Annotated in this window: 7 protein-coding genes and 1 tRNA gene; 5 read left to right on the top strand and 3 right to left on the bottom strand. The window is 50.9% G+C overall.

Features of this window, described 5'->3' with window-relative positions:
- Window positions 1–52: 52 nt before the first annotated feature.
- The 3 genes from DXU84_RS12335 to DXU84_RS12325 all read left to right on the top strand — a co-directional run bounded on the left by DXU84_RS12335 (window position 53) and on the right by DXU84_RS12325 (window position 5,443).
- Entirely contained in the window at window positions 53–1,162 is a 1,110-nt protein-coding gene (locus tag DXU84_RS12335; protein WP_013575228.1) for an efflux RND transporter periplasmic adaptor subunit, read from the top strand.
- Window positions 1,159–4,248, top strand: coding sequence for an efflux RND transporter permease subunit (locus tag DXU84_RS12330; protein ID WP_013575229.1), 3,090 nt, complete (start codon window positions 1,159–1,161; stop codon window positions 4,246–4,248). Before DXU84_RS12335 ends, DXU84_RS12330 begins: the two co-directional genes overlap by 4 nt.
- Window positions 4,249–4,702: 454 nt before the next feature.
- Window positions 4,703–5,443 carry an SDR family oxidoreductase gene (locus tag DXU84_RS12325; RefSeq protein ID WP_013575230.1) on the top strand — a complete coding sequence of 247 codons (741 nt, stop codon included), beginning with the start codon at window positions 4,703–4,705 and terminating at the stop codon, window positions 5,441–5,443.
- Window positions 5,444–5,772: 329 nt separating this feature from the next.
- On the opposite strand, the gene DXU84_RS12320 is transcribed toward DXU84_RS12325, so the two are convergent.
- From DXU84_RS12320 to DXU84_RS12310, 3 genes are all read right to left on the bottom strand, one after another.
- Window positions 5,773–5,848 (bottom strand) — tRNA-Asn (locus DXU84_RS12320).
- A 143-nt stretch (window positions 5,849–5,991) separates the two neighbouring features.
- Window positions 5,992–6,768 (bottom strand): DgsA anti-repressor MtfA, encoded by a 777-nt coding sequence (mtfA, locus tag DXU84_RS12315; RefSeq protein ID WP_013575231.1) that lies wholly within the window; start codon window positions 6,766–6,768, stop codon window positions 5,992–5,994.
- A 247-nt stretch (window positions 6,769–7,015) separates the two neighbouring features.
- Window positions 7,016–8,539: an EAL domain-containing protein gene (locus DXU84_RS12310; RefSeq protein ID WP_013575232.1), complete on the bottom strand. Its 1,524-nt coding sequence runs from the start codon at window positions 8,537–8,539 to the stop codon at window positions 7,016–7,018.
- Window positions 8,540–8,943: 404 nt separating this feature from the next.
- Between DXU84_RS12310 and DXU84_RS12305 the strand changes: the two genes are divergently transcribed.
- Window positions 8,944–13,185: a Tc toxin subunit A gene (locus tag DXU84_RS12305; RefSeq protein WP_153375868.1), complete on the top strand. Its 4,242-nt coding sequence runs from the start codon at window positions 8,944–8,946 to the stop codon at window positions 13,183–13,185.
- 41 nt (window positions 13,186–13,226) lie between these two features.
- A complete protein-coding gene (locus DXU84_RS12300) occupies window positions 13,227–17,684 on the top strand; it encodes a neuraminidase-like domain-containing protein (RefSeq protein ID WP_153375866.1) in 4,458 nt (1,485 codons plus the stop codon).
- Window positions 17,685–17,729: the final 45 nt, after the last annotated feature.

The following is a 17,729-nucleotide window of genomic DNA, read 5'->3' as shown; positions in this document are numbered from 1 at the left end:
TCACTAGTCTGAGAATGCGGTTACTGTCCTGCTAATTCAATTAAGGGAACCCATGCTCAGGCTTAATCCTGCCACCTTTGCTGTTTGCCTGTTGCCGCTTGCCCTTGTGGCCTGCGGCGACTCTTCCGGTACCGACGATCCCCGTACTCAGCCTCCTCTGGTCAGATCTGCGACCGTGGTGAGTGCTGCCGATGCCTCCCGCGCATTTACCGGCGTTGTTGTCGCCCGGATTCAAAGCGACCTCGGTTTCAGAGTGCAGGGCAAAATCCTTGAACGCCTGGTCGATACCGGCCAGACCGTTAAACGCGGTCAGCCATTGATGCGTCTGGATCCGGTTGACCTGAGTCTGCAGGCACAGGCTCAGCAACAGACCGTCGCGGCGGCACGGGCTCGTGCAAGACAAGCGACTGATGACGAGGTGCGCTATCGCGGTCTGGTCGCTGCAGGCGCAGTGTCGGCATCGGCCTACGATCAGATAAAGGCCGCCGCGGATACGGCCAAAGCGGAACTCAGTGCGGCTCAGGCCCAGGCCAATGTGGCGCAAAACGCCACGGGCTACGCCGTGCTGCTGGCTGACGCCGACGGCGTGGTCATGGATACGCTGGCTGAACCCGGTCAGGTTGTCAGTGCCGGGCAGCCGGTGGTCCGGCTGGCCAGGGCAGGGCAACGCGAGGCCATCGTGCAGTTGCCTGAGACGTTACGCCCGGTTGCCGGAAGCGAGGCCGAAGCAACGTTGTACGGTACCGGTAAACAGGCTGTCCCTGCGAAACTGCGGCTTCTTTCCGATGCGGCAGATCCGCTAACCCGTACCTTCGAGGCGAGATATGTACTTGAGGGAGCACTGGCGAATGCCCCGCTGGGATCCACCGTGACGCTGCATATTGCAGACGATAAATTACCGGGCCAGGTGATGCAGGTGCCTTTAGCGGCCATCTATGATCCGGGCAAAGGGCCGGGGGTCTGGGAGATTTCAGGTAAGCCCGCCAAAGTGTCATGGCGGCCCGTGCAGGTGCAGGGATTGGGTGACGATGCGGCGAGGGTGACCGGTTCCCTTAAGCCGGGAGAGCAGGTGGTCGCTCTCGGGGCGCATCTGCTGCATGACGGTGAGGCCGTACGCCTGGCCGAACAAAGCGATGCCAGCGTCGCCGGGAGCCAGCCATGAGCGCGGGGCGATTCAATCTTTCTGCGCTCGCCGTGCGTGAGCGCTCAATCACGCTGTTCCTGATTATCCTGATTACCGTGGCCGGTATTCTTTCGTTTTTTGAACTGGGACGGGCTGAAGATCCGCCGTTTACGGTCAAGCAGATGACCATTATTTCTGCCTGGCCGGGTGCCACCGCGCAGGAAATGCAGGATCAGGTGGCTGAACCGCTGGAAAAGCGTATGCAGGAGCTGAAGTGGTATGACCGCAGCGAGACGTACACGCGTCCCGGTCTGGCTTTTACCATGCTTTCGCTGAAGGACAGCACACCGCCTTCACAGGTGCAGGAAGAGTTTTATCAGGCACGTAAGAAGCTGGGGGATGAGACCAAAAACCTGCCAGCAGGCGTCATCGGGCCAATGGTCAATGATGAATTCTCTGACGTGACCTTTGCGCTTTTTGCGCTGAAGGCCAAAGGTGAGCCACAGCGACTGCTGGTGCGCGATGCGGAATCGTTGCGCCAGCAAATTCTGCATGTGCCGGGGGTCAAGAAGGTCAATATCATCGGCGAACAGGCCGAACGCATCTTTGTGTCGTTCTCGCATGACCGGCTGGCCACGCTGGGTATTTCGCCTCAGGATATTTTCTCCGCCCTCAACAGCCAGAACGTCCTGACGCCCGCCGGTTCGATTGATACCAAAGGGCCGCAGGTCTTTATCCGCCTGGATGGCGCCTTCGACAAACTGGAGAAAATCCGCGAAACGCCCATCGTCGTACAGGGCAGAACCTTGCAGCTTTCTGACGTGGCAACCGTTGAACGAGGCTACGAAGATCCTGCGACCTTCCTGATCCGCAATCAGGGTGAACCGGCGCTGCTGCTGGGCATCGTTATGCGCGACGGCTGGAACGGTCTGGATTTGGGTAAGGCGCTGGATGCGGAAACGGCCAAAATCAATGAGGGCATGCCGCTGGGCATGACCCTGACCAAGGTCACCGATCAGTCAGTCAACATCAGCTCCGCCGTTGACGAGTTCATGATCAAATTCTTTGTCGCGCTGCTGGTGGTGATGGTGGTGTGCTTCGTCAGTATGGGCTGGCGCGTGGGCGTGGTGGTTGCCGCCGCGGTGCCGCTGACGCTGGCGATTGTCTTTGTGGTGATGGAGGCTTCCGGCAAAAACTTTGACCGTATTACCCTGGGCTCGCTGATCCTGGCGCTCGGGTTGCTGGTCGATGATGCCATCATCGCCATCGAAATGATGGTGGTGAAAATGGAAGAGGGCTACGACCGCATCAAAGCCTCGGCCTATGCCTGGAGTCACACGGCAGCCCCGATGCTGGCAGGCACGCTGGTCACCGCCGTCGGATTCATGCCCAACGGTTTTGCCCAGTCCACTGCCGGTGAATACACCAGCAACATGTTCTGGATTGTCGGTATCGCCCTGATTGCTTCCTGGATTGTGGCGGTGGTGTTTACGCCTTATCTGGGCGTGAAAATGTTGCCGAAAATCAAAACGGTGGAGGGCGGGCATGCGGCGATTTACGACACCCGTCATTACAACCGTTTTCGCCGGGTGCTGACCCGCGTCATCGCGCGCAAGTGGATAGTCGCCGGTACCGTTATTGCCGTCTTTACGGTCGCTATACTTGGCATGGGGCTGGTGAAAAAACAATTTTTCCCGACCTCTGACCGCCCGGAAGTACTGGTTGAAGTGCAGATGCCTTATGGCACTTCTATTGAGCAGACCAGCGCCACCACGGCGAAAATCGAAGCCTGGCTGAGAAAGCAGAAAGAGGCAAAAATCGTCACGTCCTACATCGGGCAGGGTTCACCGCGTTTTTATCTGGCCATGGCACCTGAGCTGCCTGACCCGTCGTTTGCGAAAATTGTCGTGCTGACGGACAGTCAGGAAGCGCGCGAGGCGCTCAAGTTCAGGCTACGTGAAGCGGCGGCCAGCGGCCTGGCACCTGAGGCGCGCGTGCGTGTAACCCAACTGGTGTTCGGTCCGTATTCTCCTTATCCGGTGGCCTACCGGGTGATGGGGCCGGATCCTGATAAACTGCGCGAAATTGCAGACAAGGTCGAAAAGGTGATGCAGGCCAGCCCGATGATGAGGACCGTCAACACCGACTGGGGGCCGCGTGTACCGGCGCTGCATTTCACGCTCAATCAGGACCGTCTTCAGGCGGTGGGGCTGACATCGAATGCGGTCGCGCAGCAGCTTCAGTTCCTGCTTTCAGGGGTTCCGATCACCTCGGTGCGTGAAGATATCCGTTCGGTGCAGGTGATGGGGCGGGCGGCAGGAGATATCCGGCTTGATCCGGAAAAAATCGCCGGTTTTACCTTAGTGGGTTCTTCCGGCCAGCGCATTCCGCTGTCGCAGATCGGGGAGGTTGAGGTGCAAATGGAAGATCCTGTTCTGCGCCGTCGCGATCGTACGCCAACCATTACCGTGCGGGGGGACATTGCCGAAAACCTGCAGCCGCCGGATGTCTCCACGGCAATGATCAAAGCGTTACAGCCGGTCATTGATACGCTCCCGGCCGGATACCGTATCGAGCAGGCGGGTTCTATTGAAGAATCCGGAAAAGCCACCGAGGCGATGGCACCGCTGTTCCCGATCATGATTGCCATGACGCTGTTGATCATTATCCTGCAGGTGCGGTCGATGTCGGCGATGGTGATGGTCTTCCTCACTGCACCGCTGGGGCTGATTGGGGTGGTGCCCACGCTGCTGCTCTTTAACCAGCCGTTTGGCATCAATGCGCTGGTCGGACTGATTGCGCTGTCGGGCATCCTGATGCGTAACACCCTGATCCTGATAGGGCAGATCCATCACAACGAACAGGAAGGGCTGCCGCCATTCCATGCGGTGGTGGAGGCAACAGTGCAGCGGGCCAGACCGGTGTTGCTGACGGCGATGGCGGCCATTCTGGCGTTTATCCCGCTGACCCACTCGGTGTTCTGGGGAACGCTGGCTTATACGCTGATTGGCGGGACGTTTGGCGGCACTATCATCACGCTGGTCTTCCTGCCGGCAATGTATGCCATCTGGTTCAGGATACGGCCTGATGAACAGCAGCAGAACGCACGGACGGAATTAGCGTAAGCAGTCCCGGACGAATGGCTGAAGCGTATTTTTGTCGTGCAGTCTCACCACAGATCCTTGTCACAGGGCAAGGGTCTGTGGTTTTTCCCGTCCCGGCTGGCTTTTCTTGAGCAGCAGGGCATTCTTGCGAGAGTGCCCGGCCCCGACGACAGGCGCAAAGATTTCTGCACGCTGACCGAGAAAGGCCTCGACCTCATTCCTGTCGTGCTCATTTCTGCGAGTGCAGTGAGCGGAGCTGAAATCAGATTGCGGGTGTCCGCATCTGTTATTGTTATGTTGCTGGTTTGCGGATCGCCCGGGTATTTGGAATTCAGTCTTTCAGATCATTAAGCAAAGGAAACAGTACTTCTCCGGCTTTAACTGCCGGTAGTTGTGAAGCCCTCAGAAGGGATGGGCAGTAATGGAGTTCTTTCGTAAGGTAAATGGCGGTTATAACGATTAAAGGGGAGTCATTATGGGAAGATTTCACGGTAAACGTGTACTTATAACGGGGGGCACCAGCGGTATGGGGCTGGCAGGAGCGCTGCGAATTGTGAAAGAGGGTGGACAAGTTGCCATCACAGGGCTGAGTGAAGAACGTCTGGCCCGGGCCCGTAAGCTGTTGCCGGACACTGCACTGATCCTGAAAAGTGATGCAGCAAGTGAGGCAGACATTGATGCGCTCGCAACGGCAGTCAGCGGCTGGGGGCATCTCGACGGATTGTGGCTGAATGCGGGTTACGCAGAGGTTGGTGCACCGGAATCCGTTACGGCCGACGCCTTTAATCGCATGATGAATGCCAATGTTCGCGGGCCTATGCTCCAGCTTGCATCACTTTCCAACATTTTGAACCCAGGTGCATCAGTGTTGGTCACTGCATCGTCTTCAGTCTATGAAGGTGCGCCAATGACGAGCTTATATGCTGCAACAAAAGGTGCCGTTGTCGCCATGGTAAAAAGCTGGGCCGCCTCGCTGGCTGCGCGCAACATTCGCGCCAACACGCTGGTGCCAGGGCCTGTCGAGACTAATTTTAGACACTTCATGCCCGAGGAGTCGCGGCAACAGTTTGAAGATTTTGTAGTAAGCCAGGTGCCTCTCAGACGAGCCGGTACAGCTGATGAAGCGGCTGCCGTCGCACTTTTTCTGCTCTCAGATGATGCGTCTTACGTAACCGGAAGCCAGTACGCTGTGGATGGCGGACTGGTTCACTTGTGAGTTCAATCTGCCTCAGCGGCTTATTAACCGTATTTTCACTCATTGGTTTATAGAAATTACGGATGCCGGGGCAACGTGTTTAAAGGTTTTTGCGGATGGTTTAATTTGCGGATTTTTGTGTCGTTAAGAGATATTTGGGGGTCACTCCGTCATCGAACCAACATGACCCCAAATCTGACCACCAAATTCTCCCGATGCGGAGGGGAAACTGAAAATGCAGCGGGAAGGTTTTCACGTTCACTGATCGCCTCAACGCCATACAGGCAGGGGCTCCGGCGTATAAAAAGCAAAAGGCCCGCTTAAGTTTCCTTAAGCGGGCCTTTCTAATTTGGCTCCTCTGACTGGACTCGAACCAGTGACATACGGATTAACAGTCCGCCGTTCTACCGACTGAACTACAGAGGAATCGTTTGAACGGGGCGCATAATATCCAGAGGGCTGCGGAGTGTCAACGCTAAATTCGTCAAAAACGTCCGACTGCTCAGCAACTAATCAATGTCGTCATAAAAGGGCACTTTACTGCGGAAAAATGTCCGTCAAAACGGAATTTAACAATCGCAGCGCTGACCGCGAAGTTGCCTTGCCAGCGGGTCCTGTTGATAAAAACGGCTGAAATGGCCGTATACCAGCGGAAAACGCTCTGAAAGTAATTCTGGTGCACTAAAGAAATACTCTGACAGTACCGCAAAACATTCGGCCGCATCGGTCGCCGCGTAGGCGTCCATGCTGGCAGCCTCTTCGCCGACAGTGTCGATTTCATCCTGCAGATTTTGCATCGCGGCGTGTAAATCGTGTTCCCATGACACCACCTCACGCAGCGGAATAGGCGGAATACCCGTGACTTCGCCGCCGTTGCGCATATCCAGTTTATGCGCCGCTTCGTGGATGATCAGGTTAAAACCAGAATTGTCGAATGAGTCCTCGATGTCCTGCCAGTTGAGTACAATCGGGCCCTGATCCCAGCTTTGTCCGGCATGAATTTGTGAACCGGCATGCACCAGCCCGTTTTCATCCTGCCAGGGAGCATCAACCACGAACGGGGAAGGGTAGAGCAGGATTTCGTGAAAGCCATCGAGCCAGGAAGCGCCCAGTTCCATCACCGGCAGCGCAAAAAGCAGCGCGATACGGGCCTGCATCAGTTCAGTCAGCTCAACGCCTTGCAGAGGAACCAGCCTTTTTTGTTGCAGCAACTGGCTGGCGACCTGAATCAGACGCAGTTTCTCATCTTCGTTGAGGCAAGATAAAAGTGGGATATTCAGCGCGTCATTCCAGGCGTCTGATTTCTCAATTTTCAGTTCATTCGCTTTCCACGGCCACTTAATCATCATCTTGCTCGCAAAGTGATCATTCTGATTGTCAGCAGGGTTCTCCGCCAGAGTACTCCAATACAAGTAACTTCAACAAGTTAGCTTAGTTATCGGGCTCATCCTGTATGGATGTTACACACCGGCAGTTTTTTAGCAAAAAGCACAGACATCTTATAAGACGCAGCTCACGTTATTAGTCTAGTCACTGAGTCACGAATGTGCCCGCAGTATGAAGAGATAGCGCCCGCCACAGGCTGCATGAAAATCAGAGCCATTTCCGGATAAAATCGGCGGGCGGTACAGGCTTTCCGAAAAAGTAACCTTGCAGGAATTCCAGCCGGTACGGGGCAAGATAATTTACCTGTGTCTGGGTTTCAATGCCTTCGGCCACGATGATCATTTGCAGACGTTTAGCCAGGTCAATCACGTTATCAACAATGTGCCCGGCCAGCGCGTCTGTACCAATCCGGCCTATGAAACTCTGGTCAATCTTCAGAATATCAATGTGGAATTTTTGCAAGTACGCCAGGCTGGAATGCCCGGTGCCAAAGTCGTCCAGCGCGATCAGCACGCCCATCTGGCGAAGTGTGTGAAACAGGCTGGAGGTGATTTCACCCGGCTCGATTAATTCACGTTCAGTCAGCTCAAGCACCAGATTGATCGGGTTCTCCCTGAAGGCATCAATAAACGCTTTGCAGTCTTCAGCCAGTGAGAGGTCTTTGAAATGGCTGGCGCAGATATTGAAACCGAAATGGAAATTTTTAGGCAACTGTGCTGCCAGCGGACCGAACTGTTCACGTACCTGCGTCATGATGAGGCGCGTCATGGGCACAATCAGGCCGCTCTCTTCTGCCAGCGGGATAAACTGATAAGGCGGGATCAGCCCTGATTGCGGATGCTGCCAGCGCATCAGCACTTCAGCGCCGGTCACCTCATGCGTGGTGCCATCCACCACCGGCTGTAAATAAGGAATGAACTGTTTTTTCTCCAGCGCTTCTCTCAGCGCCGCCGTCGGGCTGCCGACACGACCGAGCAGACTGTAGGTCATGAAAGCGATAAATAAGCTGAGCAGCGGGAACAATATCAGGCTGACGGTGGCGTAATCAAAAACATAACCCCAGTGGTCACTGGGTCGGATCACTAAGCGAATCGCGTAGGGGTAGTTCTGAGAAGCAAGCTCCATACGTTCACCGTCCGGCCAGCCTTCACCGGTGTGAATGCTGCCATTGCTGTCCATCCACTGGTCGCCTACCTGCAATACCAGATAAGCGTGAGTGCTGAGCAACGACAGGATGTTGTGCAGAAAATAGCCATCCACACCAACCAGCACGCCGCTGCCGTTAACGTCATGACGATAGGCAATAAGAGGATGATCGGGCGTGATGCTGTTGCCACGCATCAGCATTAACCGTCCGTCGATATATTTGTCGGTCGAGATATTGTCAGCACGCGGGCCGAATAAGGAGGCGCAGTAAATCGTATTCTGGCGGTAGAGGTTGACCGTGCGGACATTGGGCACTTTGGCTACCTGCCAGCGTAGCGCCTGCACGGTGTTGGCATCGCAGGGGACGCCAATCAGATTCTCAACGGCGCTGGTGGCAATGGCGGCATTATCCAGCGTCATATCCACCAGCCTCACTGACTGTTGCAGGTTTGCGGCGGTATCACGGCGTAATCCCTGAGAAGTTTGCCACGAGATCGCCAGTATGCCGAGAGCAGCAACAACAAGGAATGCGAGTAGTGAAAGGCATATTCGGACAGAGCGTCGGGTTAACCAGTTTAGGGCCAAGGGTATCCCCCAGTGAGAGTCAGAGAGCGGCATTTTGTCCCGTTAATATACCTCATAATCCCGCTCTGCGGTGTGGAGCTTTGCGAAGAAGATTCGGTATGGCACTGATTTAAAGGTGACGTTTTGCTCAAAAATACCTATCTGAACCGATATTTCTACCCTGACAATATATAAAAATAGTTTTTTAATTTAATGATGGGTTTTTTATATCATTATGTTTGTGTTTATATCCCGCCGGGGGATATGTGATATTTATTATGTTAAGAAAGATGGAATATTCCCTGTCCTTATGAATAATTATCTCAACAGGTGTCTTAAGTCAGAAATGAAAAAATATCTTTGCTTCACACTGACGAAAGACCTTTATTAACGTTAAGTGATGGGTCAATCATAAGGTGTGAAATATGTCTGAGAATAACGCCATATCACAATTATCCGGAATATTGGATATGAATAACCAACTTGAAGAAAATGGCTATCATTCCGTATTTGATATTATACGTGTGCCACGTAATGTTTTTATTACCCGTCATCAATTGGATTTTGGCCAGAATACGGAAAAAGTCTATGATCTGGCTGTTGGTTATGCGACGCAACTCAGCCGTCTGTTTAAAAAAAATAGTTTCGCAAACACCACAGAAGCCGCTGCTTCACCCGCTCTGTTAAGAGGCACGCAAAATACACAGGGTTTACAGACAACACAGCTGGGTGCCCTGGAGCAAAATATTCCTACTTATGCTGCGCTATTTAACGAGACCTGGACGCAATACTGCCTGACTAACGCCCCCGAAGCGCTGGATTCACCGGTATCCTACCTCAACTTCCTTTATCAGCAGGCGATGGACTGGGAAAGCGCTGCTGGCTCAGCCGTTAACAACATCTTTCATTTAAGCCAGAGACGTCCTGATTTACCGGATCTTTTACTGGATGAGGACGCGATTAATCAGGTCATACCGACACTGGATATTGTCAATGATGTGCTGGAAGCCGCCATCGCGCCGTCCGTTCCGCAGACGACAACGGTTGATAAAACATTATCCACCACCCGCTACCCCAATACATTGCCCTACCATTATCCGCATCAACAGGTTCTGACCGCGTTAGAAGATAAGCCGCTCTCTTTGCAGGATATCCTTCAGCAGGCAGATCAATCATGGCCGCTTTTCACCAACGACACTTTTAGCAGTGCTGCCGCCGATACCGCAAAATCACTGGGCAGTAACCTGGCACCTGAACAGCAACAAATAGTTTCTGAAGCCGTTAATGCCAGCAGTGATGCCTGGTATCAGGCGAATTACGGCATTGCCAGTGCTGCCAATGCTGTGGATGAGATGAGTGTTATAGACACCTTTTTGCACAAGACCTCATTAGATGACGCGCAACTGGAGTCATTGATTAGCGGTAATAGCGGTGGGGGAAAGGTTATTTCCTCACCGAATACACCTTACATCGCAGGGCAACAATATTACGGCTCGAAGTTTATTAATAAAGGAGAGGGTGTCCCGGTTAAAATAGACAAGCAAACTTCTAATCAAATTTTTACCGAAGGGAGTCCGGAATATACAACCTCTGCTCCAATTGGTGAGGGTTTAATTTTAGATGCTGTGGATTACCAACTCGCCTACATCCCTAAGGATATCAGTTATGTCAATAATACCCTCACCGATTTCACTTTAGGCTTTTGGTGTAGGATATCTTCCGGGGCAAAAGATTGGGCGATGATTTTCTCAAATAAAGTGGAAAATCCAGCTGATATTTCACCTGGTATTACGGTTTTCCTGAGGATTAACGCCAGTGGTTTGCCCTATATCTATACAAATATCTCCGATGGCGTAAAAAGAATCGAAGTTGCTCAGTCAGGGAATATCTTGTTTGACCAGTGGGTGTATATCTGCATTCGTCAAAATGCCACGCAAAAAATACTAACAACTACAATAGGTGTAATTAATGGTACCCCCATACAGTATGATTCTGTATTCAGTACCTTATCCTCCACAAAGGCGAGCGCTTTTCTGGGGTTTAATGGAAATAAAGGAGATAAATACTATATTAGTCAGGATGCTCGTCGTTCAGAATTTTCTTATGATGATATTTGTATCTGGGATAAGTACCTAAGTGATGAAAATGTCGCAAATATTATACAGTCGCCACTGCCCGCGGGAGGGAGGACTGATTTCACCGAACACTTCCCATTAACAAGTTTTGCACCTTTTGATATTAATTTATTAAAAAATTTAAATCACGACAGACTGGAAAGAATCAACCGGCAGATCCGTTTACAGCGTTGGTTGGGCTTACCTTTTGATCAGGTCGATTTATTGGTAAGTGCCACCATGCATGCCGAAAACAACACTGCGCTTACCATGAATAACAATACGCTGCGTATGCTGGGCGTGTTCCGCCACTATCAGCAATATTATGCTGTCAATGCCTGGCAATTTTCTGCGCTGATCGACGAAATAACCCCTTATGCGATTTCCCCTGAAGTGCCATTTTTTGACCAAATATTTAATTCCCCTTCACTGTTTGAAACACCGTTCACACTGACAAATGCCAATTTTTCCTATGACTATTTTAGCGAACAAAGTGGCCGTATTATTAAGCAGCTTTGTGCCGGGTTAGGCATCAGCGAAGTACAGTTTTCGGTTCTGGCTGAGCTTGTCGCGGCGCAGCAGGGAAGCCTGGTAAATCGTACATTACCGTGTTCACTCCCGGTGGTCTCTGCATTGTACCGGCTGGTGACCCTGCCGAAGCTCTTTGGCCTGAGCCTGCCCGAAGGGCTGTCGCTGATGCAGTTAATGGGCGGTCAACGGGTGGTTGAAAAACTGGCGGGTGTTCCTGCGATTAAAGCAGTCAATGCCAGCAGTGAAGATATTCTGGATGTGCTGATGGCGCTCTCTTCTGCGGTTCAGTGGCTGAAAACATCGGGTCTCTCTGCTGCCACCTCACTGGTTTTACTGGATATTGAAGGCGCTGCACAACCTCAGGAGAGTGCGACCACCGGGCAGATGAACTTAATCAGTGATACTAATCAGCATTTAAGCACCGCATTGCTGACGGATGCCGTAATACAAATGAGTGGCGTGCCAGAGTCTGAATTTTTATTGCCCGCAACTATAGGGAAAGGTTCAGTATTCACCTATATGAGCCAGGATGACAGTAAGTTCGAGCCCAGTTATTTAATAAATACCGAAGACAAAGAGTATATTTATTTTACAGATGAAGTGATGGCCGGACTTAACGGCGAGAAAGATTATAGTATTGGTTTCTGGCTATATATTCCCTCAGGCGATAGTGGTGTTAATACTACTGTTGTAATGACGAATTGCTCTTCACAACTAAGTCCGGGGTTCACTATTGAGTTTATTTCAAGTGAATTGATGAACTTCAGTTTGTTCTATAGGGATGGTGCTTCAAATAGACAATCATCTGGTTTTAACGGTTATGTTGAGGATGAGTGGTTATATATAAATTATGCTTTCAATGCGAATACCAAAAAATTACAACTTTACTGTAGCTTTGCCGATGCACTAAATATGAGTCATGGTGAAACACTCAGCGGGGGGCTGTTTACGCCTGGCAATCATGTGGTAATGGGACGATATGGAAACTTAACTCCTTTTGCTGCTTCTTCCGTGAGTCATTGTGGTTACAGTGATATTGCAGTATGGGACCGTGTGCTTTCTCTTGAGGAAATCAGAACTATTGTACAGGAGAATCTACCGGCCACTGATGCAAAATATAAGATTTATCCTGAAAGTTATTCCTCATATCTCTATTTTCTGAATGATTTAATTGATGGCAACGGCATTATTTTACCTGTTATTTGCCAGCAAGATGAGACTGAGCTTGATGCCATAACCCGTATGGTGACGGTTGATATTGCGACTCTTGACATTGAGGGGACATTGACCCGTCAACAAATTATCGCACAACTCGCTAATCTTATTTACCAGACGAAACTAACCCAGGACGGTATTGCTAACAGTGCCATTGCCAAAGCGCTAAGTATCGACCAGTCTCTCTCTCCTTTCCTGCTGACATGGGCGAATTCCGGCAGTCATGACTTCCTCAGCCAGTGTTGGGGATTACGTGATGTCACGGATGCGCATGATAACGGGGTGACGTCGTGGACGGCACTGCTGTTTGATGTTGGCCGCCGGGCAGCACTGACGCGGATTTTTCATTTATCTGCTGCGGCAGTGAGCACTTATCTCAGCCATCCTGACTGGTTTGGTACACCGGATAGCAGCCTGACGTTACCGCAGCTTTATGCGTTTAGTCGCTATGACAGCCTGAGTCTGCAAACTCCCCTCAGTGAAGATGAGCTCCTTGCTTATCTCAATTGGGTGAACAGTGGTAAAGCCATACTACCGGAAGCCGCAAATCAGGCGCTGGCGGCATTACTCGGCTGGGAAACAAGTGAAACGACGGGCGCCGTCGATTATGTTTGCAGCGCGTCAACGCCAAGGCGGGCTGTCAATCTGAGTGAGATAGCAAGGGTGATGGACTTACAACGCTTAAGTCGGCAAACCGGGCTGTCAGTGACGTTTTTACTGTCTACCGCCATGCTGAACACCGGCAGCGCCTACGAACAATGGCTGCAGGCCGGGGAATCCTTAATTTCCACGATGCTGACAGAATAAGTCCGCGATAATCCCATCGGCAAAATACAGGAATCATTATTATGACAACGTCAGCCGTAGCAAAATTGAATGAAGGTTATCGTGATGCATTACTGGCCTATTATATGGGGCAGTACCTGCCAAATTATCAGGCCGGAACGCTACAGGAATATATCCGCGATACGAATGATGTTTATGAGTATTTGTTGATTGACCCGTTAGTCACCGAACAGGTGACGACATCCAAAGCCTCGGCAGCCATGACCAGTATTCAGCAATACCTGAACAGTCTGGCGCTGAATATGGAGCCGGGTTTTGACAGCGATATTATTGACCCCGATACACTTAGCGCCTGGAAGCAAGGGGCGAATCAATACAGTATCTGGGCAGGTGCAATGGAGCTGGATACCTATCCGGAAAATTATATTGACCCGTCACTACGCAATTCAAAAACGACTTTTTTCAAAAATCTCGAAACCACCCTAAACCAGAATCAAATTAACAGTGATAATGCTCAGGCAGCAGTGTTGAATTATCTTAATGAATTTGAACAGATCGCTAATCTGGATGTGGTCAGCGGTTATCTGGATGGCTTTGATGAAGAACAGGATATTTATTATTTTATTGGCCGCAGTAAAGATACTCCCGCAGTATGGTACTGGCGTTCGCTAAATATGGGTATGCGCGAAAATGGCATTCTCCCCGCCAGTGCCTGGTCAGAATGGTTAAAAGTGGATGTTAATCTTGCAGATGAAACGTTGATTAGCACCGTTCGTCCGGTAATGTTCAATAACCGTCTATATCTTAGCTGGTGGGAGCGGAGTATTACAGGCGATCAGGCAACCAGCAGTAATGAGCAAATCAAATACAGTGCCACCATCACTGCATATGTAGCCTATAGAAAATATGATAATAGCTGGAGTGCACCACAGATTGTTGGCCGCCAGTCAGGAGAGGAAAGTTCCTGGCTTTATACGTCCGATAAAGCCGATCTCTATACCGTATCGGTACAGGATGATCCTTCTGCCAGTGGAAAAAAGAAAAGCCTGAGCGTTAGCCTGGTGTCAGTAAATCTTACGGACTATCTGCAATTTCGCATTGATGAATGGTTCAATCCTATTATTAATGACAGTAGTTATGATATCTCAACTTATTTCCCTTACCTTTGCACTGATGCATACCAATACCGAATCCAACCAAAAACAGCCGGATCATTCCAGTATTACATTGCTGCCTTTACAAAAAAAACCATATCTGATGGCGTCCATATTTTGAATAGTGTTCAACAGATTGATGCAGGCGACATAAAAATAACAAAAAGCCCCTCTGATGTTATTTCAATAAACTTTGATGTGCTGGCTGAATTTAACAATTATCATTATGCTAAGACGGATATTAATGGTATTACGTCGGGTAATGATAAAGGGATAATGACTGCGTCGATTCAGATGGCAGGGAAGGATGTCTATGTGCAAGGGAATTATGATCCCGAAAAAAATTATGTTGGCAATTTCGCAAACATTAGCCTCCAATATTATGACCCTGTAACCTCTGTCGGTTATTCTCCATACATTGGGCGGGCAGATTTCGATTCAAGCAATATGTTATCATTTTCAGTTTCAAATTCTGTGGATGATCTGAAATTAAATATTCTAATTTCCGCCGCGTCGGCCTCGTTACAATTGCAAGTTCCCCCTATTCAAAAGGGTGCATGGGATTATATATCTTCTCCCTCTGGTAGTTTTGATTTTACGCATACCAAGACGGTATTGAGTGGCTATTTGGGAAACTGGAAAAGTAGTACGCGGCTGGCAACACATGAATACGCTTCGGAAAACAGCCTGAAAAGATATTCACTTAATATTCCTTACACGATTCCTGCAGTGAACCAGGTGATAACGATTTCTTATGGCATCAGCCAAACCCTGAATGGCGTAAGTTATGGTGATTCGGTCATTCAAATCAGTTTTAAAGTGAAAGAAGGGCTGGCTGACTCCCCGACGTTAGGTTCAATCACGGATAACTCTCTGGGAACAGCCCAGTTTCTTGATTTCAGCCGATTCACATCGTCTATTTCACCCATCCGCCTCAACACGCTTTTCGCGAAAGAACTGGTCGCGAAGGCCAATATCAGCATTGATGCGCTGCTTGCCTGGGATACTCAGCTCACGCAAGAGCCTGCATTAACTTCCGGTGGCACCGCGTTACCCATGGATTTTAACGGGGCCAACGGCATCTATTTCTGGGAGCTGTTCTTTTATATGCCGTATCTGGTTGCCTGGCGGCTGAACCAGGAGCAGCAGTATGCACAAGCGCGTAACTGGTACCACTATCTTTTTGATCCCTCTGCGCGAGGGCGGGTCAGCAGCAATCCGCTATATCCGCAGCCTGATTACTGGAATTCCCGGCCGATTATCACACCGGATGTCACCGATTTGCTGGCGGATTCCCTGATCAACCCCCTGGATCCAGACAGTGTGGCGATGAGCGAGCCGGTTCATTACCGTAAAAATCTGTTCATGGTGTATGTGCGTAATATCCTTGATCAGGCGGATAACTTTTATCGCCAGCTGACGCCGGATGCGCTGGGCTGCGCAAGGCTGGGTTATGCGCAGGTCAGCAATTTACTCGGACCGGATCCCGCATTAAAGATTGTCAATCAGTGGCAGCCTAAGACGCTGGCAGAGGTGAGCGCCAGCCCTAATCTTGTATTGCGTAATTTTGAGCAGCAATTCACCCGCACCACGGCGTTGCCGCTGTTAAGCGGGGGACTTAATCAGGCCCTGGCCGTGCAGGATAACGAGAACTTTATTGCCCCTCTTAATGTGCAGCTACTGGCGTTCTGGGAAACGCTCAACGCCCGGCTGTTTAATCTGCGTCATTATCTGAGCATTAACGGGCAACCGATGAGCCTTTCCCTCTATGCGCCTCCGGCGAACCCGACCCAACTGATGCAGCAGCGGGCGCAGGGTGGAAGCTTATTGCAGGTGGCGGGAGGGGCGGCGATCAATATTCCGGCTTATCGTTTCCGGGTGTTATTACCCGGCTTGTATAACGCGATTTCAACGCTGACGCAGTTTGGTAGCAGCTTGCTGAGTTTCTATGAGCGTGGGGAAAGTGCCGCGCTGCAGGAGCTGGACCAACAACAGGCGGTAGATCTCTCCGAATTTGCTATCGCCTTACAGGAGGAGGCGATTAACGAACTGCAGGCGGAGCGTGATGCCATGTTCGCCAGCCGTGAAGTCACCGCGCAGCGATTCTCGCACTACCGCACGTTATATGAGGATAATTTAACCGATCAGGAAGAGTCCGTACTGAACAGTTTGTCAGCCTCCGCAGCGCTGATGGCGGTCGCTCCGGCGATGTCCGTTGCCGGGGCTGCACTCGATATGGTGCCGAATATCTTTGGTCTTGCCGTCGGGGGAGCCAAATGGGGTGGATTGCTCAATGCAAGTTTCGACTCGCTTCACACTGTTGCGATGGTGACGCAAACCGCCTCGCAGCGGATCCAAATATCAGAAGAATGGCGCCGCCGTCGCGCTGAATGGAAAATTCAGTATCAGCAAGCGGAGGGCGAACTGAAGGCTATCGATAAGCAGCTCGACACCCTGAGTATCCGCCAGCAGTCTGCGCAAACATCCCTTGAACAGGCTAAAAAACAGCAACAAAACCTGCAATCGACACTGACGTTCCTTAACGCACGCTTTAGTCAGTCTTCTCTGTATAACTGGCTGGCGGGGCAAATGGCGGCTCTGTATTACCAGGCCTATGACGCTGTGATTTCACAGGCGCTGAATGCGCAATCGGCCTGGCAATACGAAATTGGTGATTTCACCACGATATTCATTAATACCTCGGCCTGGAATAATAGTTATCGCGGTCTGCTGGTCGGTGAAAATCTGCAACTTAACGTTCAGCAGATGGAAGCAGCCTGGCTAAGCCGTAATACCCGCCGTTTGGAGATGACCAAAACGATCTCGCTGCGTCAGTTGCTGGGCAGTCAGTTTGATGTGCAGCGTCAAACGGGCGCATTCAGCTTTACGCTCAACGAAACCCTGTTCGATAACGATTATCCCGGCCAGTATTTACGCCAGATAAAATATGTTTCTGTTTCGCTGCCTACCCTGATTGGCCCATGGCAGGACGTCCGCGCCTTACTGACACAGACTGGCAGCAGTACCTTACTGAAGCCAGATATTCTTGGCGTGCAATATTTGCAGGATCCCACCACGGGAAATAACAGCAATGTTATTGCGAATCTGCGCGCCAGTCAGCAAGTGGCGATTTCACGGGGCCTGACCGACAGCGGTCTGTTTGAACTCTCATTTGGTGACGAACGCTACCTGCCGTTTGAAGGCACCGGTGCAATATCTGGCTGGCAACTTACGTTCCCGAACCCTGCTCATACCGGGCAAAAAGCCCTGCTGGATGCGTTGAATGACGTGATTATTCAGGTGAATTACACCGCGCTGTACGGCGGCACCGCTTTTGAAGAGGATGTGCAAGCCACACTGGTGTGATTGAACAGGAAGTCAGTAAAAGTCGTGACATTCATTCTCAGGAGG

Origin of the sequence: Rahnella sp. RcJ3, assembly GCF_009498575.1 — a bacterium.
Lineage (GTDB): Bacteria > Pseudomonadota > Gammaproteobacteria > Enterobacterales > Enterobacteriaceae > Rahnella > Rahnella aceris.
Note: the sequence above shows the minus strand (reverse complement) of the source record. Positions and strands in the feature narration are given on the sequence as shown.

Excerpts from the sequence above, each read along its gene's own strand:
- DXU84_RS12335 (WP_013575228.1), top strand. The coding sequence starts at position 53 with ATGCTCAGGCTTAATCCTGCCACCTTTGCTGTTTGCCTGTTGCCGCTT.
- DXU84_RS12330 (WP_013575229.1), top strand. The coding sequence starts at position 1,159 with ATGAGCGCGGGGCGATTCAATCTTTCTGCGCTCGCCGTGCGTGAGCGC.
- DXU84_RS12325 (WP_013575230.1), top strand. The coding sequence starts at position 4,703 with ATGGGAAGATTTCACGGTAAACGTGTACTTATAACGGGGGGCACCAGC.
- mtfA (WP_013575231.1), bottom strand. The coding sequence starts at position 6,768 with ATGATTAAGTGGCCGTGGAAAGCGAATGAACTGAAAATTGAGAAATCA.
- DXU84_RS12305 (WP_153375868.1), top strand. The coding sequence starts at position 8,944 with ATGTCTGAGAATAACGCCATATCACAATTATCCGGAATATTGGATATG.
- DXU84_RS12300 (WP_153375866.1), top strand. The coding sequence starts at position 13,227 with ATGACAACGTCAGCCGTAGCAAAATTGAATGAAGGTTATCGTGATGCA.